We start from the raw sequence: 23589 nt of genomic DNA, 5'->3' as shown, positions 1-23589 counted from the left end.
CTCATGCGAAGCGCGACCCTAGCGATCCACCGATCCGGCGCCAATCACTCTGGACATCCGGGGGCAAAACAAACGCATATGGTGCGGCGCCAAGGGAGAAATCGGTATGCGTGGTCTGATCCTGTTCGCGGCAATCGCAGCGGCCCCGCCTGCCTGGGCGCAGAGCAAGCAGGAGGCGCCCGCGCCGACGATCCTCGTTACCGGCAAGCCGATCGCGGAGACCGAGAAGAACCTCGCCGACTGCCTCGCCCGGCATTGCCCGCCCAAGGAAGATATCGACGCGACGCTGGCGCATGCCGAGAACCAGTATCTCGCCGGCGACTATCTCGCCGCGCGGCGGACGGTGGCGGAATCGCACCACCGCAACGCCCGCTTCGCCAAGGAATATCCGGTCGATGTCTCCGACCTCCAGCGCGCCTATGGGCGGCTGAACGACATTATCGGGCTTCCCGACAATGGCCGTCTGCTCCAGATCTTTTCGTTCGAGACGCTGCGCGACGGGCTCGGCTCCACCAACGACCGCGTGCTCAACCAGCAGCTGATGACCGGCGACTATTTCCTCAATGTCGGCCGGCTGAACGGCGCGATGGACGTCTATCGCGCGGTCGAGCGCAAGGCGCATGACGCGGGGCAATATCAGGTCGAGGGCCGGGCGATGCTGCGCCAGGCGGGCACCTATGCGACGCTGGCGATCCGCGACGACGGCTATAACGCGATCGCCCGCGCCAAGATCGCCAAGATGGAGAAGACCACCGAGCCCCAGCTCGCCACCTATCGCCTTGCAGCGGCGGTGCTGCGCGCCCGGCTCGCGGCCGCGCGGGGCGACGAGGAGTCGCTCGAAAAGGCGGTCGCCGCGCTGGCCGGCAAGGGCATCGACACGCCGATCGCGATCTATGCGCCGCCGCTGATCCCCAAGGATCCGCGCACCGGCCTGACCACGCACAACGAAGCCGAATGGTTCGACCTGCGCTATCGGATCGATGCGGCTGGCCGCGTGCAGGACGTCGAGCGGCTGCGCAGCTCCGGGCCGCTTTCGGGCGACTGGGCCAAGCAGGTCGAGGAATCGATCGCCCGCCGGCGCTATGTGCCGATCGACCTCGGCTCCAACAGCGACGGGATGGTCCGCATCGAGCGGTTCAGCCTGGTGTTCGACGTCACGAGTGGCGAAACCGGCACGCACATGCGCGGCCGCTCGAAGACCGGTCGCATCGTGACGCTCGACATCACGCCGGACGACGACGCGAAGACTGCCGCCAAATAGGTTTCAGCGCGGCACCCGGTCGGCGGGCAGCAGGCCGTAGAGCGCAGTGTCGCGCACCCCGATATGCGTTTCCCATTCAGCGCGCAGTATCCCTTCGAGCCTGAAGCCGAGCCGCTCGAGCAGCCGGCGCGACGCCCTGTTCTCGGGATCGGTATCGGCGAAGACGCGGCGCTGCCCCTCGGCGAAGATCTGGTCGATCACGGCGGTCACTGCCTCGGCGGCGATGCCGCTGCCCCAATGGCTGCGCCCGAGCATATAACCGATCTCGCTGACCCCGCCCTGGCGCTTCTCCCCCGCCGCGACCACGCCGATCGCGGTGTCGTCGCCCTTCAGCGTGATCGCCCAGGCGCGCCACTCCGGCCGCGCGCGTGCAAACTCCGCGCGGGTTTCCGCGACGCTGGCATGCGGCGGGCCCGACCAGAAATGCATCAGCTCAGGATCGGAGAGGCTTGCAAACAGCGCCTCGGCATCATCGGGGGTGCGCGGGCGCAGGCGGAGCCGCCCGGTCTCGAGCGTCACCGTCTCGCGCGGCGCGTTCACTGCGCCAGCGCGTCGACCAGCGACTTCACCTTCTTCTGCCGCCACTGGGGCAGCGGTGCGACCAGCCAGTAACCGAGCTTCGAGCTTTTGGGCTCGCCGACCACGACGACCCGGCCCGAGGCGATGTCGCCGCGCGCGAGCAGTTCGGGCACAGTCGCCCGGCCCAGCCCCTCGGCCGCCGCTTCGAGCGCGAGCCCGGCATCGGCGACGCGAACCAGCGACCCGGCATCCTCGGCCATGCAGCCCGGCCAGGAGATGCGCACGTCGATGCTGCCGCCGGCGCGCTCGACCGTGATCATCCCGTCGCTTTCCAGCGCCTCGCCCTCATGCTCTCCCGGGCCTTCGCCCCAGCGGATGGCGAGGTCGAGATTGGCTTCGGTGAAGTCGATCGCCTCGTCGGCGGGGACGAGCATGAAGCGGATCTCGCTGTCCGCCCGCGCAATCTCGGCGAGGCGCGGCATCAGCCATTTCGCGGTCAGGTCGCGCGGTGCGGCGATGGTCAGCGACTTGGACGACTGCCCAGCCTGCATCGCGCGCACGCTTTCCTCGAACTGGAGGAAGCCTGCGCGCAGCGCCGCGAGCCCTGCCTCGGCCTCGGGCGTGAGCTCCAGCCCCTTGGTGGTGCGGCGGAACAGGACGACGCCCAGCGTGTCCTCGAGCGCGCGGATCTGCTGGCCGACCGCCGCCGGCGTGACCGCCAGCTCGTCCGCGGCGCGGGTGAAGCTCAGATGGCGCGCGGCGGCATCGAGCACGCGCAGGCCGTTGAGCGGGAGATGCGTCCGCTTCATTCCGCCACCGCCGGCGCCGTGAGCGCGAATTTGGGGATGGCGACGTCGAACGCCGAACCATCCTCACCGATCATGTGATAATTGCCCTGCATATTCCCCGTCGGCGTGGCGAGCGGGCAGCCCGAGACATAGTCGAAGCTTGCCCCCGGCCCGATCATCGGCTGTTCACCGACCACGCCTTCTCCTTCCACCGTGTGGCGCGCGCCGCGCCCGTCGGTGATGATCCAATGCCGCGTGAGCAGCTGCACCGTCACGGCGGAGCTGTTCTCGATGCGGATGTGATAGGCCCAGAACCAGCGGCCACGGCTCGGCTCGCTCTGTTCGGGCAGATAGCTCACCGACACGCGCACGGTGATCCCGCGCGTTTCCGTCGCATCGGTGAACAGCTGGTCCATCACAAACCGGCGGCCCTCAGCGCCTGATCGAGATCGGCGATCACGTCTTCCGGATCCTCCAGCCCCACATTCACGCGCAGCATGCCCTCGGTCACGCCCATCTCCAAGCGCTTCTCCTCGGCCACGCCATAATGGGTAGTCGAGCTGGGATGCGTCATCAGCGAGCGCGAATCGCCGATATTGTTCGAGATGTCGACGAGCTCGAGCGCGTCGAGCAGCGCATGCGCCTGCTTGCGGCCGCCATCGACTTCGAACGAGAAGATCGGGCCGGCCGCGTCCATCTGGCGCATGAACAGATTGTGCTGCGGGTGGCTGGGCAGCGCCGGGAAGTTGATCTTGGGCACGCGCTTCTCGAGGAAGCTGCCGACCTTGAGCGCATTCTCGCTCTGGCGGCGGATGCGCAGGTCGAGCGTCTCCATACCCTTCAGCACCACCCAGGCGTTGAACGGCGACAGCGTCGGGCCGGTGTTGCGCGTGAAGGGCAACAGCACGTCGTTGATGAAGGCCGACGAGCCGGTGACGGCGCCGGCGAGCACGCGGCCCTGCCCGTCCATCATCTTGGTCGCCGAATAGGCCACCACGTCCGCGCCGAAATCGAGCGGGCGCTGGAGCGCGGGGGTGGCGAAGGCATTGTCGACCACGCTGGTGATGCCGTGCTTGCGCGCGATGCCGCACACCGCTTCGAGATCGACCACGTCCATCGTCGGGTTGGCCGGGGTCTCGAAGAAGAAGACCTTGGTGTTCGGGCGGATCGCGTCCTGGAACTGCTGCGGATCGCGCGCATCGACGATCGTCGTCTCCACGCCGAAGCGCGGCAACAGGCTGTCGGTCAGCCAGCGGCACGAGCCGAAGGCGGCGCGGCCCTGGACGATGTGATCGCCCGCGCTGACCTGGCAGAGGATCGCCGCGGTCATCGCCGCCATGCCGGTCGCCATGGTGCGGCAGGCCTCGGCGCCTTCGAGCAGCGCGATCCGCTCCTCGAGCATCTGCACCGTCGGGTTCTGCAGGCGCGAATAGGTCATGCCCTGCTGCTCGCCCGCGAAGCGCGCGGCGGCGTCGCCAGCGCAGTCGTACGCGTAGCCCGAGGTGAGGAACATCGCCTCGCTCGTCTCGCCCCATTCCGAACGCGCGGTGCCCCCGCGCACGGCCTGGGTGGCGGGCTTCCAGTTGCGGGTGATGCTGCGGTCCTGGCCGGTATGACGCTTCATAATGGTTTTGCTTTGCGGCTGGGGGGCCGGGGCGTCAACTCCGCTCGTCGCCCTAACTTGTTTCAAAGGGCCAATCTCGGCTTGGCCACGCGCAACTTTCGGAAACCAAGTTCAGCATGACGGACGCGGAACGGTCGGCTATCCCACGCGCCATGCTCGACCGGATCAAGTCCTTGGGGAACCGCCCCTGGCTCGTCGCCCTGCTTCTCGCCATCGTCACCCAGGCGCTGTTCCTGATTCATCTCGATCAGCCGAGCGTGATCATGTTCGACGAGATCCATTACCTCCCCGCGGCGCAGGCGCTGCTCGACCTTTCGGGCCCGCGCAATGTCGAGCATCCGATGTTCGGCAAGGAGCTGATCGCGGCGGGCATGGCGCTGCTCGGCGACAATCCGTTCGGCTGGCGCATCGCGTCCACGCTCGGCGGCACCGCGACGGTGCTCGGCGTCTTCGCCTTCCTGCTGCTCTTCACTCGCCGGATGCGCGCCGCGCTGGTCGGCGCGCTGCTGACGCTCCTCAATCAGACGGTCTATGTCCAGGCGCGCACCGGCATGCTCGACGTCTTCCTCGGCATGCTGCTGGTCTGGGCGCTCGTCTTCTTCCTCTGGGCGATGCAGGGCCAGGGCAAGGCAGTGCGGTGGCGCTGGATCGTCGCGAGCGTGCTGATGGGACTGGTCACCGCCGTCAAATGGGCGGGCGTACCCTATATCGTGCTGGCCAGCCTCGCCTTCCTGGTCATCCGGGTTCGCGATGCGCGGCTGGCGAAGAAACCGCTGCTCTCCGCGCTCTCGGGCAAGGACCAGCGCCACTGGGCCGGCCTGCCCGCCATCCCGGCGATCCTGGCGCTCGGCGTGGTGAGCGTGGTCACCTATTTCGTCACCTTCGCGCCTGCCTTCTTCTACACCACCGATCCGCTGACTTCGCTCTCCGGCCTGCTCGCCCAGCAGATCCATATGTGGCAGATGCAGACGCAGATCCTGCCGCACCACACCTATCAGTCGAGCTGGTGGAGCTGGCCGCTGATGCTGCGGCCGATCTGGTATTTCTATGAATGGGATCGCGGCGCCCAGCGCGGCGTACTGCTGATCGGCAACCCGCTGATCATGTGGGGCGGGCTGGTCGCGGTCGCCGCCTGCTATTGGGCCTGGTTCAAGGACAAGGCGATCAAGCCGCTGGCGATGGCGTTGCTATGGACCGGGTCGCTGGCGATCTATGTCGTCATCCCCAAGTCGATCGGCTTCTTCTATTATTACCACCCGAGCAGCATCTTCCTGTGCATGGTGCTGCCGGTTGCCTTCCTCCATTTCGACCGCGGCAAGAACCGCGGCTGGGAAGAGTGGTTCGTGGCGCTGTCGCTGCTGATGTTCGGTTATTTCTACCCCGTCCTGTCGGGCGCACCGCTGGCTGACAGCCAAGGCTTCCAGCACTGGATGTGGATGGGCAGCTGGCGCTGAGCGCCTAGTAGCGCCCCCAGACGAAGCGCGACGACAGCGCGAAATTCCACACCGCGGCCACTGCGATCCCGGCGAGCGCCGCGAAGCGCCAGTCGCCGTGCTGGACATTGTGGAGGAACGCCGCGACGCCGACATTCGCCGCTGCGCCGACGCTGCACACCACGCAGAACGACACCCAGCCGCCCAGCATCGGGCCGAATCCCTTCAGCCGTTGCTCGCGATAGGTCAGCGCATTGTTGAGGAAGAAGTTGAAGGTCATCGCGACCGCGGTGGCGAGGATCGTCGCGCCGACGAAGGGCCAGTTCAGTCCGCGGAAGAACGCCGCGAGGATCAGGAAATGCACCCCCGCGCCGAGCGCGCCTATCCCTGAGAACATCACGAAGCGCACCGGCACGACCTTGCCAAACATCCGGTCGTACAGCGCGATCAGATATTCCATCGCCACGACGTAATCGAGCTTGGACTCGCCGAGCGCGCGGGTGCGGAACACATAGGGCAGCTCGAGGAAGTTCAGCGGCCTGGGCGACGCGGTCATAATGTCGAGCAGGATCTTGAACCCGATCGCCGAGAGCGTCGGCACCAGATCGCGGACGATGCCGGCGCGGATCATGAAGAAGCCGCTCATCGGGTCCGACAGATCGGCCTTGAGCACTTTGCGGGAAAGCCTGGTCGCGAAGGCCGACTTGGCGACGCGGTCGTCGTCCCATTCGCCGGTGCCGCCGCCATCGACGAAACGCGATCCGATCACCACGTCGAGCTCGGCGCTGGCTTCCAGCGCGTCGAGCATCTTCGGGAGCAGCGTCTCGTCATGCTGCAGGTCGCCGTCGATCACTGCGACGAAGGGCGCGGCGGTGGCGCACATGCCCTCGATGCACGCCGAGGAAAGCCCGCGCCGGCCGATGCGCTGGATCACGCGCACGCGGCTATCGCGACGCCCCAGTTCGCGGGCGGCGTCCGCCGTCCCGTCCGGGCTGTTGTCGTCGACGAAGATCGCTTCCCAGTTGCGCCCGGCCAGCGCCGCGTCGAGCTTCTCGATCAGCAGCGGCACGTTCGCCCGCTCGTTGAAGGTCGGGATGACGACCGCCAGTTCGAGCTGATCGGGGATCACGCGAGCGCCTTCAGCACCGCATCGCCCATCTCGGTGGTCGACATCGATCCGCCGAGATCCGCGGTCCGCGCGCCACCGGCGAGCGCCGCTTCGACCGCGCGCTCGACCTTCTGCGCTGCTTCCTCATTGCCGATCGAATGGCGCAGCAGCATCGCCGCCGAGAGGATCGCCGCGCAGGGGTTCGCCTTGCCGGTGCCGGCAATGTCGGGCGCCGAGCCGTGGATCGGCTCGTACAGGCCATTGTCCCCGCTCCACGCGCGCAGCGAGGCCGACGGCAGCATGCCGATCGAGCCGGCGCACATACTCGCCTGGTCGGAGAGGATGTCGCCGAACAGATTGCCGGTGACGATCACGTCGAACGAGGTCGGCGCGCGCACCAGCTGCATCGCGGCATTGTCGACATACATGTGGGTCAGATGGACGTCGGAATAGTCGGTCGCCATTTCGTTGACGACGTCGCGCCATAGCTGCGAGGTCTCGAGCACATTGGCCTTGTCCACCGAGCAGAGCTTCTTCTTGCGGCGGCGGGCCATCTCGAAGCCGACCCGGGCGATGCGCTCCACTTCGACTTCATTGTAGCTCATGATGTCGAAGCCCTGGCGCAGGCCCTCGACGGTGTGGCGCCGGCCCTTCTCGCCGAAATAGACATCGCCGACCAGCTCGCGGACGATGACGATGTCGAGCCCGTTCACCACTTCGGGCTTGAGCGGCGAAGCGTCGGCCAGCGCCGGGAACAGCGTCGCCGGACGGATATTGGCGAAGAGCTGGAGTTCGCGGCGGAGGCCCAGCAGCGCCGCCTCGGGGCGCAGCCGCCGCTCGAGCGCTTCGAAGCGCGGATCGCCGATCGCGCCGAACAGCACGGCGTTCGCCTTCTTGGCGAGGTTGAGCGTCTCGTCGGGGAGCGGCCGGCCGGTCAACAGATAGGCCGCGCCGCCAACCGGCGCCTCCTCGAAATCGAGCCCCAGCGCGAGCGCTTCCAAAACCCGGCGCGCCTCGCGCGTAACTTCCGGCCCGATCCCGTCCCCGGGCAGTACAGCAATCAGCGGCAATTCAAGCTCCCCACGTCTTCGCCGCCCGCTTTGCCGCTCTTGTGTCCGTCACGCAACCGCGCGCTTCAACCGATCGACCAGCCGCGCCCGCGCTGCGAGCAGTTCGGCGCCTTTTCCGATCAGCAGGTCGCGCTCGAGGAAGTGGCCGGTGAGCCTGAACCCGTCGAGTATGTCCTCCCACCCGGCCTCACCGCCCTCGACCAGGAAGCGCGGCAGGCGGAGCAGCCGCGCCTCATAGCCCTCGGCGCCGATCCGGCTGACCGCGATCCCGCTCTTTGGGCTGACATAGGCCAGGTCGTCGTTGCGCCCCGTCGCCGCGCAATGCTCGAGGTCGAGCCCGAAGCCGAGTTCGGCGAGCAGCAACAGCTCGTAGCGCACCATCGCCACTGCCCAGCCCCGCGCCGCCGGTGCCGCCTCGATTGCGGCGAGTACGCCGTCGAGCGCGGCATAGAGCCGTGGATAGGGCAAGGCCTCGGGCAGCGCGAAGGCGGAGAGCGCGGTCGCCCATTGGAAGGCAGCGGCGGGCAAGGCTTCGGAGAACATCGCCGCGCGGCTGTGGAGCAGCTCGACGGTCAGCCCCGCCAGCGCCTCCTCGGTCCGCGAGCGCCATTCGCCCTGCACGAGGTTCGCCGGCTGGAGCACCGGCCGCATCGTCCGCCCATGCCCGCCACGGACATAGCCCGGCTGGACGCCATGCTCCTCGGTGAACGCCCGCACGATCGCGCCGTGCTCGCCATGCGCGCGAACGGAAAGGATAATGGCTTCGGCGCGCAGGTGCATGGGAGGTCTATAGTCTGCCCCTCCCCTTCAGGGGAGGGGTTGGGGAGGGGGAGTCTCAACGGGCTTTGTAGCTTGGAGAGAGTACCCCTCCCCCGGCCCCCCTCCCCGTTCCGGGGAGTGGGAGTTCAGCCCCGCCGAACCTTCTTCGCCAGCTTCTCCGCGCCAACGCGCTTCACCAGCGCCTTCACGCCCGCAACCCCGCGATTGAACCCGCCAAGCGCGCCCATCGTCACCCGGTTGGCGAGCGACGGCCGCAGCAGGAACAGGTCGACGCAGTCCACGCCGCCGGTAGCGAACTGGCGCTTGTGCTGGCCCTCGCCCTCGGTGAAGTCGAAGCGGGCGAATTTCCCCTCGTCGAACAGGTCGCGCATCGCCTCGAGCTGCAACACCGCGCCGGGCGACAGGTCGTTGAACGCCGGGTCATGGCCGACATAGGCGTAGATCACCACGCCGCCCTCGATCACCGGGCAATAGAGATAGGCAGCCGGCTCGCCCGCGATATAGAGCAGCCAGGCACGGACCTGACCGGCGGCGCCCTGCGCGATCATCGTCGCGAGGAATTCGGGGCTATCGGGCAGGCCCGAACCGAGCAGGCGCTCCTGATAGGTGCGCAGCGAAATCCGCCGGGCGACGTCGTGGAATGCCTCGAGCTCGTGCGGCGCCTGGAACGCGCGGACATCGAGCTCGCCGCCGCTCTCGGCCGCGATCTTCTTGGCCTTGCGCTTGATCCCCTGGCGGGCGTTGGACGAGAGGCCATTCCACCAGGCATCGAAGCCGACGCCGAAATCGGTGAAATAGCGCGTGTAGCGCTGGCGGACGAAGGGCAGCATGTCGCCCGATGCCTTGACCAGCGCCGGCAGCAGATGCTCGGGCAGCGAAGTGACGACATAGCCATGCGCCTCGCGCGGCAGCGGCGCGAGCACCGGCAGACGATCGGCGCGGGCTTCGTCGAGGGTCAGCGGGATGCGCACCAGATAGCGCTGGATCGTCGCCAGCGTGCGCGCGCCGATCTCGAACTTGAGGCTCGTCGGCCTGGCTTGGGCCACTTCGGCGGTAACGTCGCTCATCGCATTCACGCAGCGCGCTCCTCGACGAGGTTCGACCAGAGCTGCTCGGCCTGGCGCCAGCGCGTGCGGATCAGGCTCGGCCCGAGCGGCGCGTCGTCCTGCCCGAGCGCCATGCGCGGCCGGTCTGCGAAAAATTCGGTCACCAACACCCCCCGGCGGCTGGCCAACATGCGGCACAGCGCCTCGAAGCGCCGTACGTGCACGGCGTTAGGCCGCGTCCCGGCGCGATTTGCAAGTTCGAAGCCGTGGCTGACGATCGTGACTGCCGAATGGCTGCGCAGCACGGCATGATCGAGCGCGGCGCGCATTTCGCCCGCCGACAGCGCGCAGATCTGGAAATGGCGCAGATGCCCGGCGCGGTCCTCGATCAGCGTGACCGGCACTTCGATGATCCCGCGATGCTCGATCGGCGCGATCTGCCGCTCGCCAAGCCCGATCGCGCTCGGCCAGGGATGTTCGGAGCCATTGTGGCTGCTGTCATATTCGAAACCGAGCTGCGCGAGTGCGGCCAGCGTGTCGTCACTCGCTGAATAGGAGCCGGAACGGAACGCCACCGGCTCGGGTGCCCCGCAGGCGACCAGCATGTCGGAGGCGCCGGCGAGCAGCTCGACCTGTTCCTCCAAGCTATAGTCGATCAGCTCGAACGCGCCATAGGTCGTGCCCTTGTCGCCGGCATGCGCCCCGGTCCAGTTCGGGTGGAGGTGCAGCTGCACTTCCTGCCCCGCCTCGAGGATCGCGCCAACGACGCGCTTGATCGGGTCGAGCCCATAGACCAGCGCCGGCATCGGATCGACGAAGAAACAGGCCTTGAGATCGTGCCGGGCAAGCTGCTCGAGCTGCCAGGCGACGCCGACATTGGCGGGCTCCAGCGAGCGCTGGACGATCGTATCGACATCGAGCCCGGCGACGTGGTGCCGCCACATGATCTCGGTGTCGATCGTGATGAAGACCCGGGTAGCCATTCCGCCCCTTTAACGCAGGGGCGTGAAGAAAAGGCGAATGGCGTGCCCGGAACGCCTGTTTATCCCCTGATCCCCCAGCGCGCATAATCGGCGTCGACCTTGGGCGAGAGGAGTCGCGCGTCGGCGATGTCCGCCTGGCCTTCCTTCGCCTTGCCCATCTTGGCCTTCACCACCCCGCGCAGGAACAGGCTCGACGCGGCCGAGGGCCGCTGCTCGAGCGCCGCGTCGAGGTCGGCCAGCGCCTCGGTAAGCTTGCCCATGCGGAAATAGACCATCGCCCGGCTGTCGAGCGCGGCGGCGGTGTCGCTGCTCAGCTGGATCGCGCGGGTGCAGTCGGCCAGCGCGCCGTCGAGCTGCACGTTCATCGTGCCCCTGATCCAGCAACGATTGTTGAGCAGCTGGCCATTGCCCGGCTTCTTCTCGATCGCCGCGTCGCTTGCCGCGATCGCGCCCTCGGCATCGCCGGCGCGCGACAGCGCGGTCGCCTTGATCGAGAGCATCGTCGGCATGTCCTCACCTTCCTCGGCGATCTTCTCGTCGAGCATCGTCAGCGCGGCCTGCTTCTCGCCGGTCTCGACCATCAGCGCGGTGAGCGGCCCCAGCGTCGCAGCGTCGCCGGGATCGAGATCGAGCGCGGCGCGATAGTCCGCGATCGCCGCCTTGCGGTTGCCGGTCTGCTCATAGATCCCGGCCCGGCGCCGATAGCTGGCGGCATCGGCCTGGATCGCGATTGCCTTATCGAGATCGGCGATCGCCTTGTCGCGCTCGAATATCGAATTGAGGAAGCCCGCCCGCAGCACATAGCGGCCCGGCTCCTCGGGCTTGTCGGCGATGTAGCTCGCATAGCGCGCCAGCACGACATCATAGCGGTGCGCAGCCTTGGCGGCGGGCACGCCGTGCCAGGGCGAGGGATAGCCCGCCACCGTCCGCGCGCCGAGCCGGCGGTTCTTCGCCTCGGCGAACTGTGCACGCGCGGTGGTGAAATCGGCCGGGGCGATCTCGGCGCCGGTCTGGCTGTCCTCGAAATCGATGGTCAACACCTCGCCGGCGATCACCGCCTTGCGCACCGCGTGCATGCCGCCGGGAAGGTCGGCCTCGATCACCGGATTGCCCTCAAAGCCGAAGCCGGTCCCGCCATCGGGCAGCTGCATCCGGATCGTCCGCTTCGAGCGCATCGCACTGCCGGTCTCCACCGGAATGTCCTTCCAGGTGGCGCGCGAGCGATCGGGCATGGTGAAGCCGCCGCCCGTCGTGATGTCGTAGCGATAGCGGCGATCGGCATAATTCCAGCGCGGCATGGCGATGCCGCTCAGCTTGATCGTGGCGGTACCCGCCGCCTCGTCGAACGCCACGTCGCTGGCGGTGACCAGCGTATCGCCGCCGCCGAAGGGGACCAGCCGCTGGAACTGCTCGCGGATCTCCTTCTTGTCGGTATTGGCCGCGATGTTGCGGATCATGTCCGCCGACGAACCGCGCAGCATGACTTCGGCCTCGAACGGCGCCGGCAGGTTGATCCCGCCGCGCAGATCGACGTTGAGCGTGCCGACCTGCGCCGCCCGGGCCGGCGCGCGGTTCGGCGCTTCCTCGATCACTGCGCCCGCGGGGCGCAACGGCAGCACCCAGCCGGAGATCGGCACGTCGGCGATGTCCTCCAGATAGGTGCCCGACGCGGTGCCATCGAGCCAGAGCGTCTGTCCGTTCACCCGCGCGACGACGAAGATATGGTTGAACGCCCCCGGCGAGGGCAGCCGCGCCGCGACAAGATCGCCCATGCCGAGATTGGCCAGAGTCGGCTCGGCATCGACGCCGAGTTCGTGCAGGATGGCGAGCAGCAGCAGCGTCTTGGCCTTGCAGTCACCGTACTTGGTCGCCCAGGTCTCGGCGGGCGACTGGGGCACGTAATTGCCGTTGTCCATGCCCTTGAACAGATAGCGGACCTTGCCCTGGACCAGCGCCAGCGCCGCCGCGGTGCGGCGCAGCGGATCCCTCTCTGCCGCGGCGATCTTCGCCACTTCGGCTGCAAGCAGGCTGCCCGGGGCGATCAGCCCCTGGGTGCGGTATAGCGGCTCCATCGTCTTCGACACCGACTGCCAGTCCGGGAAGGTCGTCGCCTCGACGATCGGCGGCTTGAAAAAGCGCCCGGGCATCCTCCCCGGGCTCGGCTGCTGGCGCATCACCGGCTGCTTGAACAGCATTTCGTGCCAGCCGCCGGCATCGCGCTGCTCGGGCACAGCGCCTTCGGAATAGGCCTTCCACTTCACATCGGTGCCGGTCGGCCAGAGCAGCCGGGTCCGCGCGAAGCCGATCTTGACCGGCTCGGCGATGATCGGCGCCATCGCCACGGCATTGCCCTTGAGCGTCGGGTCCTTGCTGGTGACCGAATAGCGCAGGTCGAGCACGTCGCCGACCTGGAGCCCCTCCACCGCCAGCGTCGCGGTCAGCCGGCCGTCGAGCATCATCCGCTCGAGCCCCTGCTCGCGCTGGATCACGGTGAACTTGGCGCCCTTCAGCGCATCGATCCGCTTGCCGCCGCGCAGGATGTCGACGCTGTGGACGATCAGGTCGCCATGCGCGGGCTGCCAGTCGATCTTCACCGTGCCGGCGGAGGACACCGTCTGGATCGTCGTGAGCCGCGCGGCGCGCTCATAATAGACCCAGCTCTGCCCGTCGGCGAGACGCGCCTGGACGTCGCTGATCATCATCGCCGGCGCGTCGCTGCCCGGATTGGCGGTGGCAGGCTCGGGCGCGAGCGTCACCCAGGCGGGGACCGATTGGTAGAGCGGCTTGTCGCCCGCATGGGCTACCCCGGCCGTGCCGCACAGCAGGGCCGCAACAATCAAACGCCGAACCATCGAATCCTCCCCGGAACCTGGGACTAGTGTTTCGAAAGTCCCGGCTTTTCAGGCAAGCGGCAATTCAGCGGGAATGGAAATAATCATAGACCTGCTGCGCGACCCCCGCGCTGACGCCCGGCGCCTTCTGCAAATCCTCCAGACTCGCCGCGCGCACTGCCCGCGCCGTGCCGAAATGCATCAGCAGCGCCTTTTTGCGCGCCGGGCCGATCCCGGGGACTTCGTCGAGCGGGCTCGCCCCGATCGCCTTGGCGCGCTTCTCGCGGTGCGCGCCGATCGCGAAGCGGTGCACTTCGTCGCGCAGCCGCTGGAGATAGAACAGCGTCGGCGAGTTGACCGGCAGCATCAGCTCACGCCCGTCCATCAAGTGGAACACCTCGCGGCCGTCACGCCCGTGATGCGGCCCCTTGGCCACGCCGACCATGCAGACATCCTCGATGCCGAGATCCTCGAGCACCGCCTTGGCAGCATTCAACTGTCCCCGCCCGCCGTCGAGCAGCACGAGGTCGGGCCAGTTGCCGCCCTGCCGGTCGGGGTCCTCTTCCTGCGCGCGGGCAAAGCGGCGGCTGAGCACTTCGCGCATCATCGCATAGTCGTCGCCCGGCGCGGTCTCGGCGCGCTTGATGTTGAACTTGCGATACTGGTTCTTCTGGAAGCCCTCGGGCCCCGCCACGACCATCGCGCCCAGCGCATTGGTGCCTTGGATGTGGCTGTTGTCGTACACCTCGATCCGCTCGGGCGGTTCGGGCAGCTCGAAAATGTCGGCAACCTCGGCGAGCAGCTTGGCCTGCGTCGTCCCCTCGGCGAGCCGCCGGTCGAGCGCTTCCACCGCGTTGCGCTTGGCCTGGTCGAGCAGCCGCCGGCGCGGCCCGCGCTGCGGCACGCCGAGCGCGACCTTGTGCCCCGCGCGTTCTGCAAGAGCTTCAGCGAGCAGCGCCGCTTCCTCGAGGTTGCGATCGACGAAGATGATCTTCGGCGGCGGCACTTCCTCGTAGAATTGCATCAGGAACGCCGCGAGCACTTCGTCCTCGCTCACTTCATTGGTGTGCGCCGGGAAGAAGCTGCGATGTCCCCAATTCTGGCCGCCGCGGATGAAGAAGGCCTGGATGCCCATCACGCCCGACTTGTTGGCGAGCGCGAAGATATCGGCGTCGCCTACCCCTTCCGCGTTGATCGCCTGGCTGCCCTGGATGAAGGTCAGCGCCTTCAGCCGGTCGCGCAGGATCGCCGCCAGCTCGAAATCGAGCCCCTCCGCCGCCGCCTGCATCTGCGCGCCAAGCTTGGCCTGGACCTGCGTCTTCTTGCCCATCAGGAAGTCGCGCGCGTCGTCGACCAGCTCCTCATATGCCTCGGGCGCGATCCGGTCGACGCACGGCGCCGAGCAGCGGCGGATCTGGTAGAGCAGGCATGGCCGGTCGCGCGTGTTGAAGAAGCCGTCGGTGCAGCTCCTGAGCAGGAACAGCTTCTGCAGCGCGTTGAGCGTCTTGCGCACCTGCCCCGCCCCGGCGAACGGCCCGAAATAGTCGCCCTTCACCTTGCGCGCGCCGCGGTGGAGCTGGATCCGCGGATAGTCGTGGTCGCGGCGCAGCAGGATGAACGGGAAGCTCTTATCGTCGCGCAGCAGCACATTGTAGGGCGGGCGGAAGCGCTTGATCAGCTGCGCCTCGAGCAGCAGTGCCTCGGCTTCGTTGTTGGTGGTGACGATCGTCATCGAGCGCGTCTGCGCCACCATCCGCTGCAGCCGCTTCGAGAGCCGCTGGACCTGGGTATAGTTGGTCACGCGGTTCTTCAGCGCCCGCGCCTTGCCGACATAGAGCACATCACCACGCGCATCCTGCATCCGGTAGACGCCGGGGCGTACCGGCAGCGTCTTCAGCACATTGCGGATCGCCGCCACGCCCGCCTCGAGGTCGGGGGCATCGGCGCCGCGCACGGCGAAGGTGGCGGTCTCTTCATTGAAGCGGTTGGGCGAATTGGGATCGGACATCGTCGAAGGGGATTTAGGCGCGGCTCCCGCTCGGGGCAACTTGAACGGTCACACGGATGTGTCATGCTCCGCCGACACACTTAGGAGAGTCGTCCGATGAAGCTCGTCCTGTCCGCCGCGCTGCTCGCGCTGGCAATGCCGCTCGCCGCACACGCCCAGACCGTCCCCGCGCCGATCGCCACCGCGCTCACCGATGCCGGCCGGCCCCAGGCGGACAAGGACCGCGACGCCGCCCGCCACCCGGGCGAGATCCTCGCCTTTGCCGGCATCGCGCCGGGGGAGAAGGTCGCCGACTTCATCATGGGCGGCGGCTATTGGACCCGCATCCTCGCGCCGACGGTCGGCGCCAAGGGCAAGGTCTATGCCTATCAGCCCGCCGAGTTCATCAAGTTCCGCGCCGCCTATGCCGATGACCAGAAGGCCGCAGTCGAGGGCCGCGCCAATGTCGTGCCGTCGAGCGACAGCCTGCAGAGCTTCTCCTTCCCCGAGCCGCTCGACGCGATCGTCACGGTGCAGAACTGGCACGACATGCACCTGAAGGTGGTGCCGCCGGGCGGTTCGAAGGTCATCGCCAAGAAGCTGTATGATTCGCTCAAGCCGGGCGGCGTGCTGCTGGTGGTCGATCACGTGGCCAATGCCGATCCGGACTTCGCGCTGCCGCAGACGCTCCACCGCATTGACCCCGCCGCCGCCCGCGCCGAGATCGAGAGCGTCGGCTTCAAGTTCGAAGGCGAGTTGCCCCTGCTGCGCAACCCCGCCGACCCGCACACCGCGAACGTCTTCACCCCCGAGATCCGCGGCAAGACCGACCAGTTCATCTACAAGTTCCGCAAGCCGAAGACCTGATCGCACGTCCGTCACCAGGACAAAGCTGATCCCCGGCGAAGGCCGGGGCCCAGTCTCGGCTTATCTGGTGATGCGCCAGAGCCTCTCGAACTTCGTGGCAACTGGGCCCCGGCCTTCGCCGGGGAACTGAAGAAACTAGTTCCGCCCTACCGCCCCGCTTCATTCTCCAGCGCGTTCGCCCGCGCCTCGATGCGTTCCATCGTCGCCTGCGTCCGCGCGCCGATGTCGCTCGCGCGGCGCTGCTCCTCCACGGCGCTGCGCCAGGCGATCGCGATCATGAAGACGAGCAGCAGGGCGGTGAGCGCGGTGGCGAGCTGGAGCCAGCGTTGGGTGGTCATGCCCTATCCTAACCGCCCTGACCCGCCCCGACCAGCACCGCCTCTTTCCACCGAAATGGACTCATGGCAGCATGGCTCCGGAAACAAGGGGGAATTGAACATGCGCATCCTGCTCGCCGCCGCGGCCCTGCTGCCCTTCGCCGCAACGCCCGCCGCCGCCCAGCAATGGTACCGTGTCGGCGGCAGCGACACGACGATGAGCTATGTCGACCTGGGCAGCCTGCGCACGCTCGGCGACCGGATCGTCGGCGATGTCGAGAGCGTCTATGTCCAGCCGATCGGCGAGGGCATCATCGCCGCGCGGATCCGCACCGAGTTTAATTGCACCGACAAGAGCTTCCGCACGCTCGAATACAGCTATTTCGCGCCGGGCGGGAAATACCTGCGCACCGAGCCTTCGGATACACTCAACGACGTCAAGCGGCCCAAGCCCGGCAGCATCAACGAAGCGATCATGGACTTTGCCTGCTTCCGCAAGGGCGGCACTGCGGTCGCGGACCCGTTCACCGACGCGCCGGCGCAATTCTAGGACAGCTTCATTCCCCTCCCTGAAAGGGAGGGGAATACAGGGATGCGCTCAGGCCTATTCGCGCCCGTCCAGGACCTGGCGCACCTTCACCGCGAGCTGGCCGATGCTGAACGGCTTGGCGAGGAAGTCGACATCATGGTCGAGCATCCCGTTATGCACGATCGCGTTGCGGGTGTAGCCGGTGGTGTAGAGCACCGGGACGTGCGGCAGCTTCTCCTGCATCCGCTCGGCCAGCACCCGCCCGGTCATGTCGGGCATCACGATGTCGGTGAACAGCAGGTCGATGCTCGGATGGTCGTCGAGCATCGCCAGCGCCTGCACGGGACCCGATGCGTGGATCACGACATAGCCGAGCTCGCGCAGCGCATCGACCGACATGATCCGCACCTGCTCCTCGTCCTCGACGACCAGGATGATCTCGCCGCGGCCCTGCGGCAGCTCGGCCTCGGGCGCCGGCACCGGCCGGCGGTCTTCCTCGCCGAAATGGCGCGGGAGATAGAGCTTGAGGATCGTGCCGACCCCGAGCTCCGAATAGATCTTCACATGCCCGCCGGACTGTTTGACGAAGCCATAGACCTGGCTGAGCCCCAGCCCGGTGCCCTTGCCCACTTCCTTGGTCGAGAAGAACGGGTCGAAGGCGCGCTCGACCACATCGGCGGGCATGCCGGTGCCGCTATCGGTGACCGACACCATCACATATTGCCCCGGCGTCACTTCGGCGTGGTTGGCGGCATAGGCGTCGTCGAGATGCGTGTTCGCGGTTTCGATCGTCAGCCGCCCGCCATCGGACATCGCGTCGCGCGCATTGACGCACAGATTGACCAGTGCGTTCTCGAGCTGCCCGGCATCGATGAACGCCGGCCATAGTCCGCCGGCCAGCACCGTCTCGAAGCGGATATTCTCGCCGATCGTGCGGCGCAGCAGCTCGGACATGCCGGCGACCAGCTTGTTCGCATCGAGCGCGCCCGGCGCGAGCGGCTGGCGGCGGGCAAAGGCGAGCAGGCGCGAGGTGAGCTGCGCGGCGCGCTCGGCGCCCTGCAGTGCATTGTCGATCGACTGCGACGCCTTGGCCGGGTCCTTGAGGATGCGGCGCTTGGCCATGTCGAGCGACCCGATCACGACCGCCAGCATGTTGTTGAAATCGTGCGCGATGCCACCGGTCAGCTGGCCGATCGATTCCATCTTGCCGAGCTGGCGAAGCTGCGCTTCGGCCGCCTCGCGCTGCGCGGTTTCCTCGAGCAGCTGCAAATGCGCCGTCTCGGCTGCGTCGCGCGCCAGCATCGCGGCATAGGTGCGCCGCATCGCCGAGCGGGTGACGAAGAACGCGACCACCGCCACGCCGATCGCCGTCACCACCAGCCACAGCAGCAGCAGGTTCGCCTGCCACGCCGCGTCGCGGGTGCGCCCGGCGAGCAGATTCGCTTCATGCGTGCGCATCTCGTCGATCAGCCCGCGGATCTCGCGCATCTGGTTGAGCCCGACCCCGGTCTTCACGCCCGCGGCCACGGCGGCGCTGTCGCCGCGGCGGATCATCTCGACGAACTGCGTAAGGCGCGCGATCCGCTCCGTAGCGAGCTTGTCGACCCTGGTCGCGCGATCGGCCTCGACGGGGCTGTCCGCGACCAGCCGGTGCAGTTCGTCCAGCTCGGTGCGCAGGTTGCGCGCGCCGGTGGTGAACGGTTCCAGATAGGCAGTGTTGCGGGTGATCATATACCCGCGCTGGCCGGTCTCGGCCTGCTGCACGCGGGAGAGCACGCTGCTCAGCTGCTCTTCGACCTCGAGCGTGTGCGCCACCCAGCGCTGGGCCTGTTGCTGCCCCTTCACGAGGAACAGCGCACCCACCAGCGCCGCGGCCAGCAATGCAAAGGAGATCAGGAGGGCGAGATGCCCGGGGTCGCGCGCGGCGGGCACATCGGCTCCGCCTGCGCTTGGGGGAAGGGCCGAATTGGAATTCCGCCCTTCAACCACCTCAGTTCAGTCGGCCGAGCCCGGCGATCGTCTTGTCGACGAGTGCCTTGTCCGCCTCGGCGCCGTGCTTCTCGGCGATGATCGCACCGGCCGCGGCAGCGGCGGCGTCCGCCGCCTTGGCGCGAACCTCGGCGATCGCGGTGCGCTCGGCAGCGGCGATCTTGTCTTCGGCCATCTTCGCGCGGCGCTTGGTCAGTTCCTTGGCGTCCGCCTCGGCCTTTTTGAGCAGCGCCTTGGCCTCTTCCTCGGCATGCGCGACGATCGCGGCGGCATCCGCCTCGCTCGCCGCGTTGCGTGCCTTTGCCTTGGCCAGCTCGGCCTCCGCCTCGGCACGAAGCGCAGTGGCTTCGTCCAGCTGCGCACGGATCGACGCGATCTTGGTGTCGAGCATGTTGCTGATCATCGCCGGCACGCGCTTCCACAGCACGATACCCAGGACGACGAGCATGGCAATGGCAACGAAGCCCGGCGCGGTGATGCCGAACGCCGAGGGCTCATGGTGCAGCTCGACAGTGCCGGTCTGCGTCTTCATGCCATGGGGTTCCTCAGCCATTGGCCAGCGCCGCCTTCACTTGCTTGGCCACCGACGCGCGGTCGGCCTTGATGCCCGAGAGCTTGGCGACGATGTCCTGGACGGCATCCACCGTCTCGGACTCGATTTCGCCAAGCGCCTGGGTCTTGGTCGCGGCGATGCGCTGCGTGGCCTCGGCGATCTTCGCCTCGGACGCTGCATCGCCCTTCTTCACATCGGCTTCGGACTTGGCGGTCGCCTTGTCCTTGGCCTTGCTCAGCGTCGCGAGCGCGGTGGCCCGGGCCGTTTCCAGCCCGAGCTCATACGCTGCGTCAGACGCATGGGCAGCGTCCCGGGCAGCCTCTGCCGCGGCGAGGTCACCGGCGATGCGGGCGTTGCGGTCTTCGACCGTACGCTCGATCTTCGGGACCATCGCCTTGCCGATCCCGAAATAGATGAGGGCAAACACGATCGCGAGCCAGAACAGCTGCGACGCGTAGATCTCAGGGATTTGGGATAGCTGTGGCATTGGACGTCCTCGGGCCGCTTGTGGCTTACTTGACGACGAACAGGATCAGGATCGCGACGACGAACGCGATCAGGCCCAGAAGCTCGGCACCGGCGAAGCCGATGAACAGGCGGCCCTGCTGGCCGTCAGCCGCACCCGGGTTGCGCAGCGCGCCCTCGAGGAACGAACCGAACACATTGCCCACGCCGAGCGCGGCCAGGCCAACGCCGATCGCCGCGAGGCCGGCACCGATGTACATGAGACCAGTATCAGTCATTTCAAACTCCCTACGTAATCCAGATAAACCAAACAAACAGCGCGACTTAGTGCAGGTGCACCGCGTCGTGGAGATACAGCGAGGTCAGCAGCGCGAAGACATAGGCCTGGATCGCGCAGACCAGAAGCTCGAGCGCGCTCACGCCGATGATCATCAACATCGAGGCGAACCACACGCCGAAGCCGATCGGACTGCCCGCCGTGCCGGCGTTGAGGCCCTGCACCGCGAAGCTGCCGAACACTTCGAGCAGGATGTGCCCCGCGGTCATCGCGACGAACAGTCGCAGGCCCAGCGAGAACGGACGCACCATGAACGAGATGAACTCGACCGGGATGATCACCGGCATCAGCCACAGCGGCGCGCCGTGCGGCACGAACAGGCCGAAGAACTTGAAGCCATGCTTGAACAGCCCGACGAACAGCACGATGCCGAACGAGAAGAACGCCAGCACCGCGGTCACGGTGATATGGCTGGTCACCGCGAAGGTGTGCAGCCCCGGCACCACCGCCAGCGGCAGGATGCCGACCAGGTTGGCGAACAGGATGAAGAAGAACAGCGAGAAGATGTAGGGGGCGAACTTCTTGCCGCCCTTGCCGATGCTGGTGTTCACCATCGAATCGATGAAGCCCACCGCGCCTTCGGCCATCAGCTGCCACTTGCCCGGGATCAGCGAGCGCTTCATGCCGCCCAGCATGAACACGAACAACAGGCCTGCCACGACGAACATGAACAGGGCCGAGTTGGTGAACGAGAGGTCGTAGCCAAGCAGATCGAACTTGATCAGCTTGCCGACCTCGAACTGCTCCATCGGATTGATTGCGCCGGCGCTCACTCTGCCCGCTCCTTCGAAATCTTGTAGATGCTACGGAAAGCCGCCACGATGGACAGCGCGAGCAGGGTCAGCAACAGCCACGGGCTCGTGCCCAGCCAGCTGTCCAGCGCATACCCCAGGATAACACCGCCAAGCGGCATGCCGATCAGGTCCATCAGCACGCGCGAGCCTTGCTTATAGCCCTTGGCGTCGCCCGGAGCCTTGGGGCCCGTCCCCGCGCCGGTGCGCGCAGCCTCGGCCGTCTTCGCATCGGCGATGCGGCGGTCAAGGTCGCTCGGAGCACGGTCTTGGGTCAAGGCGGTCAAGGCGTTCCAGATATGAAAAAAGCCGCCGAACGCGCCGGCGACATTGAAGCATCACCAGCCATTCGACCGCGTTGCTCGGGCGCTTTAGGAAGCGTCGCCGGGCGAGTCAACTCCAACACATTTCCACGCCGTTTCGGAGAAGTCCTCGCCTTGAATAACGCGGGGTTTGCAGGAACAACTCGGACATGTCCGAGGCCCCCGACAATAGCGGCCACCGCGCGCGCCTGCGCCGCCGCCTGTTCGAGGGTGGGCCCGATGCGTTGCTCGATCACGAGCTGATCGAATATCTGCTCGCGCTCGCCATTCCGCGCCAGGATACCAAGCCGCTGGCCAAGGCGCTGCTCCATGAATTCGGCGGGATCGCCGGGCTGCTTACCGCCGACGCCGAGGCACTCTCTCGGGTGAAGGGCATGGGCGAGACCAGCGTCGCCGCGCTGAAGGCAGCGCACGCCGCCGCGCTCCGCCTGCTGCGCGCCGAAGTCGCCGAGCGCCCCGTGCTCGCCAACTGGCAGGCGCTGCTCGACTATCTGCGCGCCGACATGGCGCATCACGGCACTGAGCGCTTCCGCGTGCTTCACCTCAACTCGAAGAACATGCTGATCCGCGACGAGCTGATGAGCGAGGGCACGATCGACGAGACCGCTGTCTATGTCCGCGAGATCATCAGCCGCGCGATGGAGCTTAAGTCCGCCGCGCTGATCCTCGTCCACAATCACCCCTCGGGCGACCCCTCCCCCAGCCGCGCCGACATCGAGATCACCCGCCAGGTCGCCGCCGCCGGCAAGGGGCTGGGCATCGGCGTGCACGACCATATCATCCTGGGGCGTGACGGGCATGCGTCGCTCAGGGGGCAAGGGCTGATCTAGGCAGCGGGGACGGCGAAACCGTTTCGCCTCGAAACCAAAGCCGGATAGGGTCCGGGGATGGACGTGCAGCTTCGCAGGGTCAGTTTCTGGGTCGCCGTCCTTGCCGGCACCATCGCGCTCGCCAGCCTGGCAATCACGCCGCTACGCGGCATCCTGATCCCCGCCACAGCCATTGTCGCAGCAATCGCGGCGCTGCTCTTCCTGCGCATGTTGTTCAGCCCCACCTATCGGCGGGGCATCGAAACCGCCGACACGGCGATGCGGGCCAACAAAGCATCGCCCCGCCGGGCGATCGGGATGCGCGATCCGGAATGGGGCCTTTTCGGCGGACGAACCGGCGCGCCGGCACTGATATGGCTGCGCGCGATACTGTTCCTAGGCATTTTCCCCGCGATGCTGCTCCAGGCCTGGATCGGCGAAGCGATCTGGCTGTGGGTCGCCGGCACGTTCGTGGCGATGGAACTCAGCCTGATGCACATCGCCCTGGAACACGCCTGAACTCCAGACAAACCAAACGGCCGCCGGAGGCAAGTCCGGCGACCGTTCGGGAGTGCGCCATGCGTATTTGGCGCGACGAAAGTCTTACGAGGGCTTCGGGGTCAGGAAGACCGTCAGCTCCTGCTTGTTCACCGATGCGCTCTTGTCGGTATCGGCGCTGGCGAAAGCCTGGTTGGCCCAGGTCGTCGCCTCGGGCGTGCCCGGCTGGAAGGTCGGCTCGGCGGCCTTGCGCAGGCTGCCCATCCAGGCGGCGAACTCGGTCGTGTTCAGCTTGCCGTCGGCATCCTTGTCATAGCTGCCAAAGTCACGGCCCACGGCTTGGGCGACCTGCTCCTGCGTAGCGGCCGGCTGCGCGGCAGGCACCGCGGCAGGTTCGGTCGAGGCCGCAGCCGCCGGCTGCGCGCCCGGCGCAGCGGTAGCGTCCTGCGCCACGCCCTGGGCGGGCTGCGTCGCGGGCTGGGCCGGCGCCGGAGTCGTCTGGGCGGTTGCCGTCTGATCCTGGGTGCCGGGCGCCTTGTCGTCGGTCACCGGCGGAGTCGCCTTCTCGGGGGCAGGCGCAGTCTGCATCGACTGGGTATTATCCTGCGCCGGCGCTTCCTGCGCAATAGCAGGAACAGCAAACATCATAGAAGTGGCAAGAAGCATGGGCTTCAGCATGAG

25 protein-coding genes are annotated in these 23589 nt (G+C 67.3%); 6 read left to right on the top strand and 19 right to left on the bottom strand.

Annotation, left to right across the window (positions count from 1 at the left end; translation table 11 throughout):
• Positions 1–106: 106 nt before the first annotated feature.
• Positions 107–1261 (top strand): hypothetical protein, encoded by a 1155-nt coding sequence (locus HZY97_RS19300; RefSeq protein WP_180147722.1) that lies wholly within the window; start codon positions 107–109, stop codon positions 1259–1261.
• A gap of 3 nt (positions 1262–1264) precedes the next feature.
• On the opposite strand, the gene HZY97_RS19295 is transcribed toward HZY97_RS19300, so the two are convergent.
• Genes HZY97_RS19295 through HZY97_RS19280 form a run of 4 tightly spaced genes read right to left on the bottom strand, consistent with a single transcriptional unit; the run spans position 1265 to position 4192 of the window.
• Positions 1265–1801, bottom strand: coding sequence for a GNAT family N-acetyltransferase (locus HZY97_RS19295; RefSeq protein WP_180147721.1), 537 nt, complete (start codon positions 1799–1801; stop codon positions 1265–1267).
• Positions 1798–2589, bottom strand: coding sequence for a LysR family transcriptional regulator (locus tag HZY97_RS19290; RefSeq protein ID WP_180147720.1), 792 nt, complete (start codon positions 2587–2589; stop codon positions 1798–1800). The genes HZY97_RS19295 and HZY97_RS19290 overlap by 4 nt, the downstream gene beginning before the upstream one ends.
• The gene (gene apaG / locus HZY97_RS19285; RefSeq protein WP_180147719.1) at positions 2586–2984 is read right to left on the bottom strand and encodes a Co2+/Mg2+ efflux protein ApaG; all 399 of its coding nucleotides are present in this window, start codon (positions 2982–2984) and stop codon (positions 2586–2588) included. Before apaG ends, HZY97_RS19290 begins: the two co-directional genes overlap by 4 nt.
• Positions 2984–4192, bottom strand: a complete 1209-nt coding sequence (locus tag HZY97_RS19280; protein WP_180147718.1) for a PLP-dependent aspartate aminotransferase family protein — start codon at positions 4190–4192, stop codon at positions 2984–2986. The genes apaG and HZY97_RS19280 overlap by 1 nt, the downstream gene beginning before the upstream one ends.
• A gap of 152 nt (positions 4193–4344) precedes the next feature.
• On the opposite strand from HZY97_RS19280, the gene HZY97_RS19275 reads away from it, so the two are divergent.
• Positions 4345–5646 (top strand): glycosyltransferase family 39 protein, encoded by a 1302-nt coding sequence (locus HZY97_RS19275; protein WP_180147717.1) that lies wholly within the window; start codon positions 4345–4347, stop codon positions 5644–5646.
• A 4-nt stretch (positions 5647–5650) separates the two neighbouring features.
• Here the strand turns inward: HZY97_RS19275 and HZY97_RS19270 are convergent, their stop codons facing one another.
• The 7 genes from HZY97_RS19270 to uvrC all read right to left on the bottom strand — a co-directional run bounded on the left by HZY97_RS19270 (position 5651) and on the right by uvrC (position 15451).
• Complete coding sequence (locus HZY97_RS19270) at positions 5651–6754, bottom strand: glycosyltransferase (protein ID WP_373684444.1); 1104 nt, start codon at positions 6752–6754, stop codon at positions 5651–5653.
• On the bottom strand, positions 6751–7803 hold the full coding sequence (gene leuB / locus HZY97_RS19265) for a 3-isopropylmalate dehydrogenase (RefSeq protein ID WP_180147716.1): 1053 nt from the start codon (positions 7801–7803) through the stop codon (positions 6751–6753). The genes HZY97_RS19270 and leuB overlap by 4 nt, the downstream gene beginning before the upstream one ends.
• A gap of 48 nt (positions 7804–7851) precedes the next feature.
• Positions 7852–8583: a DNA repair protein RecO gene (gene recO / locus HZY97_RS19260; protein ID WP_180147715.1), complete on the bottom strand. Its 732-nt coding sequence runs from the start codon at positions 8581–8583 to the stop codon at positions 7852–7854.
• A 125-nt stretch (positions 8584–8708) separates the two neighbouring features.
• Positions 8709–9650 (bottom strand): GNAT family N-acetyltransferase, encoded by a 942-nt coding sequence (locus HZY97_RS19255; protein WP_218943167.1) that lies wholly within the window; start codon positions 9648–9650, stop codon positions 8709–8711.
• A gap of 5 nt (positions 9651–9655) precedes the next feature.
• Entirely contained in the window at positions 9656–10612 is a 957-nt protein-coding gene (locus HZY97_RS19250) for a polysaccharide deacetylase (protein ID WP_180147714.1), read from the bottom strand.
• A gap of 59 nt (positions 10613–10671) precedes the next feature.
• A complete protein-coding gene (locus HZY97_RS19245; protein WP_180147713.1) occupies positions 10672–13464 on the bottom strand; it encodes a DUF3857 domain-containing protein in 2793 nt (930 codons plus the stop codon).
• Between the two features lie 64 nt (positions 13465–13528).
• A complete protein-coding gene (uvrC, locus tag HZY97_RS19240) occupies positions 13529–15451 on the bottom strand; it encodes an excinuclease ABC subunit UvrC (protein WP_180147712.1) in 1923 nt (640 codons plus the stop codon).
• Between the two features lie 96 nt (positions 15452–15547).
• On the opposite strand from uvrC, the gene HZY97_RS19235 reads away from it, so the two are divergent.
• Positions 15548–16297: a class I SAM-dependent methyltransferase gene (locus HZY97_RS19235; protein ID WP_180147711.1), complete on the top strand. Its 750-nt coding sequence runs from the start codon at positions 15548–15550 to the stop codon at positions 16295–16297.
• A gap of 146 nt (positions 16298–16443) precedes the next feature.
• On the opposite strand, the gene HZY97_RS19230 is transcribed toward HZY97_RS19235, so the two are convergent.
• Positions 16444–16635 carry a hypothetical protein gene (locus HZY97_RS19230; RefSeq protein WP_180147710.1) on the bottom strand — a complete coding sequence of 64 codons (192 nt, stop codon included), beginning with the start codon at positions 16633–16635 and terminating at the stop codon, positions 16444–16446.
• 100 nt (positions 16636–16735) lie between these two features.
• Here HZY97_RS19230 and HZY97_RS19225 point away from each other — a divergent pair, with 100 nt between their 5' ends.
• On the top strand, positions 16736–17164 hold the full coding sequence (locus tag HZY97_RS19225; RefSeq protein WP_180147709.1) for a surface-adhesin E family protein: 429 nt from the start codon (positions 16736–16738) through the stop codon (positions 17162–17164).
• A 54-nt stretch (positions 17165–17218) separates the two neighbouring features.
• Here the strand turns inward: HZY97_RS19225 and HZY97_RS19220 are convergent, their stop codons facing one another.
• The 6 genes from HZY97_RS19220 to HZY97_RS19195 form a co-directional block, all read right to left on the bottom strand.
• Positions 17219–19075: a CHASE3 domain-containing protein gene (locus tag HZY97_RS19220; RefSeq protein ID WP_180147708.1), complete on the bottom strand. Its 1857-nt coding sequence runs from the start codon at positions 19073–19075 to the stop codon at positions 17219–17221.
• 58 nt (positions 19076–19133) lie between these two features.
• On the bottom strand, positions 19134–19685 hold the full coding sequence (locus tag HZY97_RS19215) for a hypothetical protein (RefSeq protein ID WP_180147707.1): 552 nt from the start codon (positions 19683–19685) through the stop codon (positions 19134–19136).
• Positions 19678–20172: an ATPase gene (locus HZY97_RS19210; RefSeq protein ID WP_180147706.1), complete on the bottom strand. Its 495-nt coding sequence runs from the start codon at positions 20170–20172 to the stop codon at positions 19678–19680. The genes HZY97_RS19215 and HZY97_RS19210 overlap by 8 nt, the downstream gene beginning before the upstream one ends.
• A 25-nt stretch (positions 20173–20197) precedes the next feature.
• Positions 20198–20410, bottom strand: a complete 213-nt coding sequence (locus HZY97_RS19205) for a F0F1 ATP synthase subunit C (protein WP_180147999.1) — start codon at positions 20408–20410, stop codon at positions 20198–20200.
• A gap of 64 nt (positions 20411–20474) precedes the next feature.
• Positions 20475–21260 (bottom strand): F0F1 ATP synthase subunit A, encoded by a 786-nt coding sequence (locus HZY97_RS19200; RefSeq protein WP_180147705.1) that lies wholly within the window; start codon positions 21258–21260, stop codon positions 20475–20477.
• Positions 21257–21556, bottom strand: coding sequence for an AtpZ/AtpI family protein (locus tag HZY97_RS19195; RefSeq protein ID WP_180147704.1), 300 nt, complete (start codon positions 21554–21556; stop codon positions 21257–21259). The genes HZY97_RS19200 and HZY97_RS19195 overlap by 4 nt, the downstream gene beginning before the upstream one ends.
• A 194-nt stretch (positions 21557–21750) precedes the next feature.
• Here HZY97_RS19195 and radC point away from each other — a divergent pair, with 194 nt between their 5' ends.
• Both radC and HZY97_RS19185 read left to right on the top strand, forming a co-directional pair.
• Positions 21751–22431, top strand: a complete 681-nt coding sequence (gene radC / locus HZY97_RS19190) for a DNA repair protein RadC (protein ID WP_180147703.1) — start codon at positions 21751–21753, stop codon at positions 22429–22431.
• Between the two features lie 57 nt (positions 22432–22488).
• Positions 22489–22929, top strand: coding sequence for a hypothetical protein (locus tag HZY97_RS19185; protein ID WP_180147702.1), 441 nt, complete (start codon positions 22489–22491; stop codon positions 22927–22929).
• A gap of 84 nt (positions 22930–23013) precedes the next feature.
• Here HZY97_RS19185 and HZY97_RS19180 read toward each other — a convergent pair whose 3' ends face one another.
• The gene (locus HZY97_RS19180; protein WP_180147701.1) at positions 23014–23556 is read right to left on the bottom strand and encodes an EF-hand domain-containing protein; all 543 of its coding nucleotides are present in this window, start codon (positions 23554–23556) and stop codon (positions 23014–23016) included.
• Positions 23557–23589: the final 33 nt, after the last annotated feature.

The organism is Sphingomonas sp. R-74633 (genome assembly GCF_013416555.1).
Taxonomy (GTDB): domain Bacteria; phylum Pseudomonadota; class Alphaproteobacteria; order Sphingomonadales; family Sphingomonadaceae; genus Sphingomonas.
The sequence above is the reverse complement of the archived record's forward strand: the minus strand, read 5'-3'. Positions and strand labels throughout refer to the sequence as shown.

Bases quoted from the DNA above. Each gene is read 5' to 3' on its own strand.
- apaG (WP_180147719.1), bottom strand. From the start codon at position 2,984: ATGGACCAGCTGTTCACCGATGCGACGGAAACGCGCGGGATCACCGTG.
- HZY97_RS19250 (WP_180147714.1), bottom strand. From the start codon at position 10,612: ATGGCTACCCGGGTCTTCATCACGATCGACACCGAGATCATGTGGCGG.
- HZY97_RS19245 (WP_180147713.1), bottom strand. From the start codon at position 13,464: ATGGTTCGGCGTTTGATTGTTGCGGCCCTGCTGTGCGGCACGGCCGGG.
- HZY97_RS19210 (WP_180147706.1), bottom strand. From the start codon at position 20,172: ATGCCACAGCTATCCCAAATCCCTGAGATCTACGCGTCGCAGCTGTTC.
- HZY97_RS19290 (WP_180147720.1), bottom strand. From the start codon at position 2,589: ATGAAGCGGACGCATCTCCCGCTCAACGGCCTGCGCGTGCTCGATGCC.
- HZY97_RS19255 (WP_218943167.1), bottom strand. From the start codon at position 9,650: ATGAGCGACGTTACCGCCGAAGTGGCCCAAGCCAGGCCGACGAGCCTC.
- uvrC (WP_180147712.1), bottom strand. From the start codon at position 15,451: ATGTCCGATCCCAATTCGCCCAACCGCTTCAATGAAGAGACCGCCACC.
- HZY97_RS19180 (WP_180147701.1), bottom strand. From the start codon at position 23,556: ATGATGTTTGCTGTTCCTGCTATTGCGCAGGAAGCGCCGGCGCAGGAT.
- HZY97_RS19275 (WP_180147717.1), top strand. From the start codon at position 4,345: ATGCTCGACCGGATCAAGTCCTTGGGGAACCGCCCCTGGCTCGTCGCC.
- HZY97_RS19280 (WP_180147718.1), bottom strand. From the start codon at position 4,192: ATGAAGCGTCATACCGGCCAGGACCGCAGCATCACCCGCAACTGGAAG.
- HZY97_RS19230 (WP_180147710.1), bottom strand. From the start codon at position 16,635: ATGACCACCCAACGCTGGCTCCAGCTCGCCACCGCGCTCACCGCCCTG.
- HZY97_RS19185 (WP_180147702.1), top strand. From the start codon at position 22,489: ATGGACGTGCAGCTTCGCAGGGTCAGTTTCTGGGTCGCCGTCCTTGCC.
- HZY97_RS19235 (WP_180147711.1), top strand. From the start codon at position 15,548: ATGAAGCTCGTCCTGTCCGCCGCGCTGCTCGCGCTGGCAATGCCGCTC.
- radC (WP_180147703.1), top strand. From the start codon at position 21,751: ATGTCCGAGGCCCCCGACAATAGCGGCCACCGCGCGCGCCTGCGCCGC.
- recO (WP_180147715.1), bottom strand. From the start codon at position 8,583: ATGCACCTGCGCGCCGAAGCCATTATCCTTTCCGTTCGCGCGCATGGC.
- HZY97_RS19205 (WP_180147999.1), bottom strand. From the start codon at position 20,410: ATGTACATCGGTGCCGGCCTCGCGGCGATCGGCGTTGGCCTGGCCGCG.
- HZY97_RS19225 (WP_180147709.1), top strand. From the start codon at position 16,736: ATGCGCATCCTGCTCGCCGCCGCGGCCCTGCTGCCCTTCGCCGCAACG.
- HZY97_RS19300 (WP_180147722.1), top strand. From the start codon at position 107: ATGCGTGGTCTGATCCTGTTCGCGGCAATCGCAGCGGCCCCGCCTGCC.
- HZY97_RS19215 (WP_180147707.1), bottom strand. From the start codon at position 19,685: ATGGCTGAGGAACCCCATGGCATGAAGACGCAGACCGGCACTGTCGAG.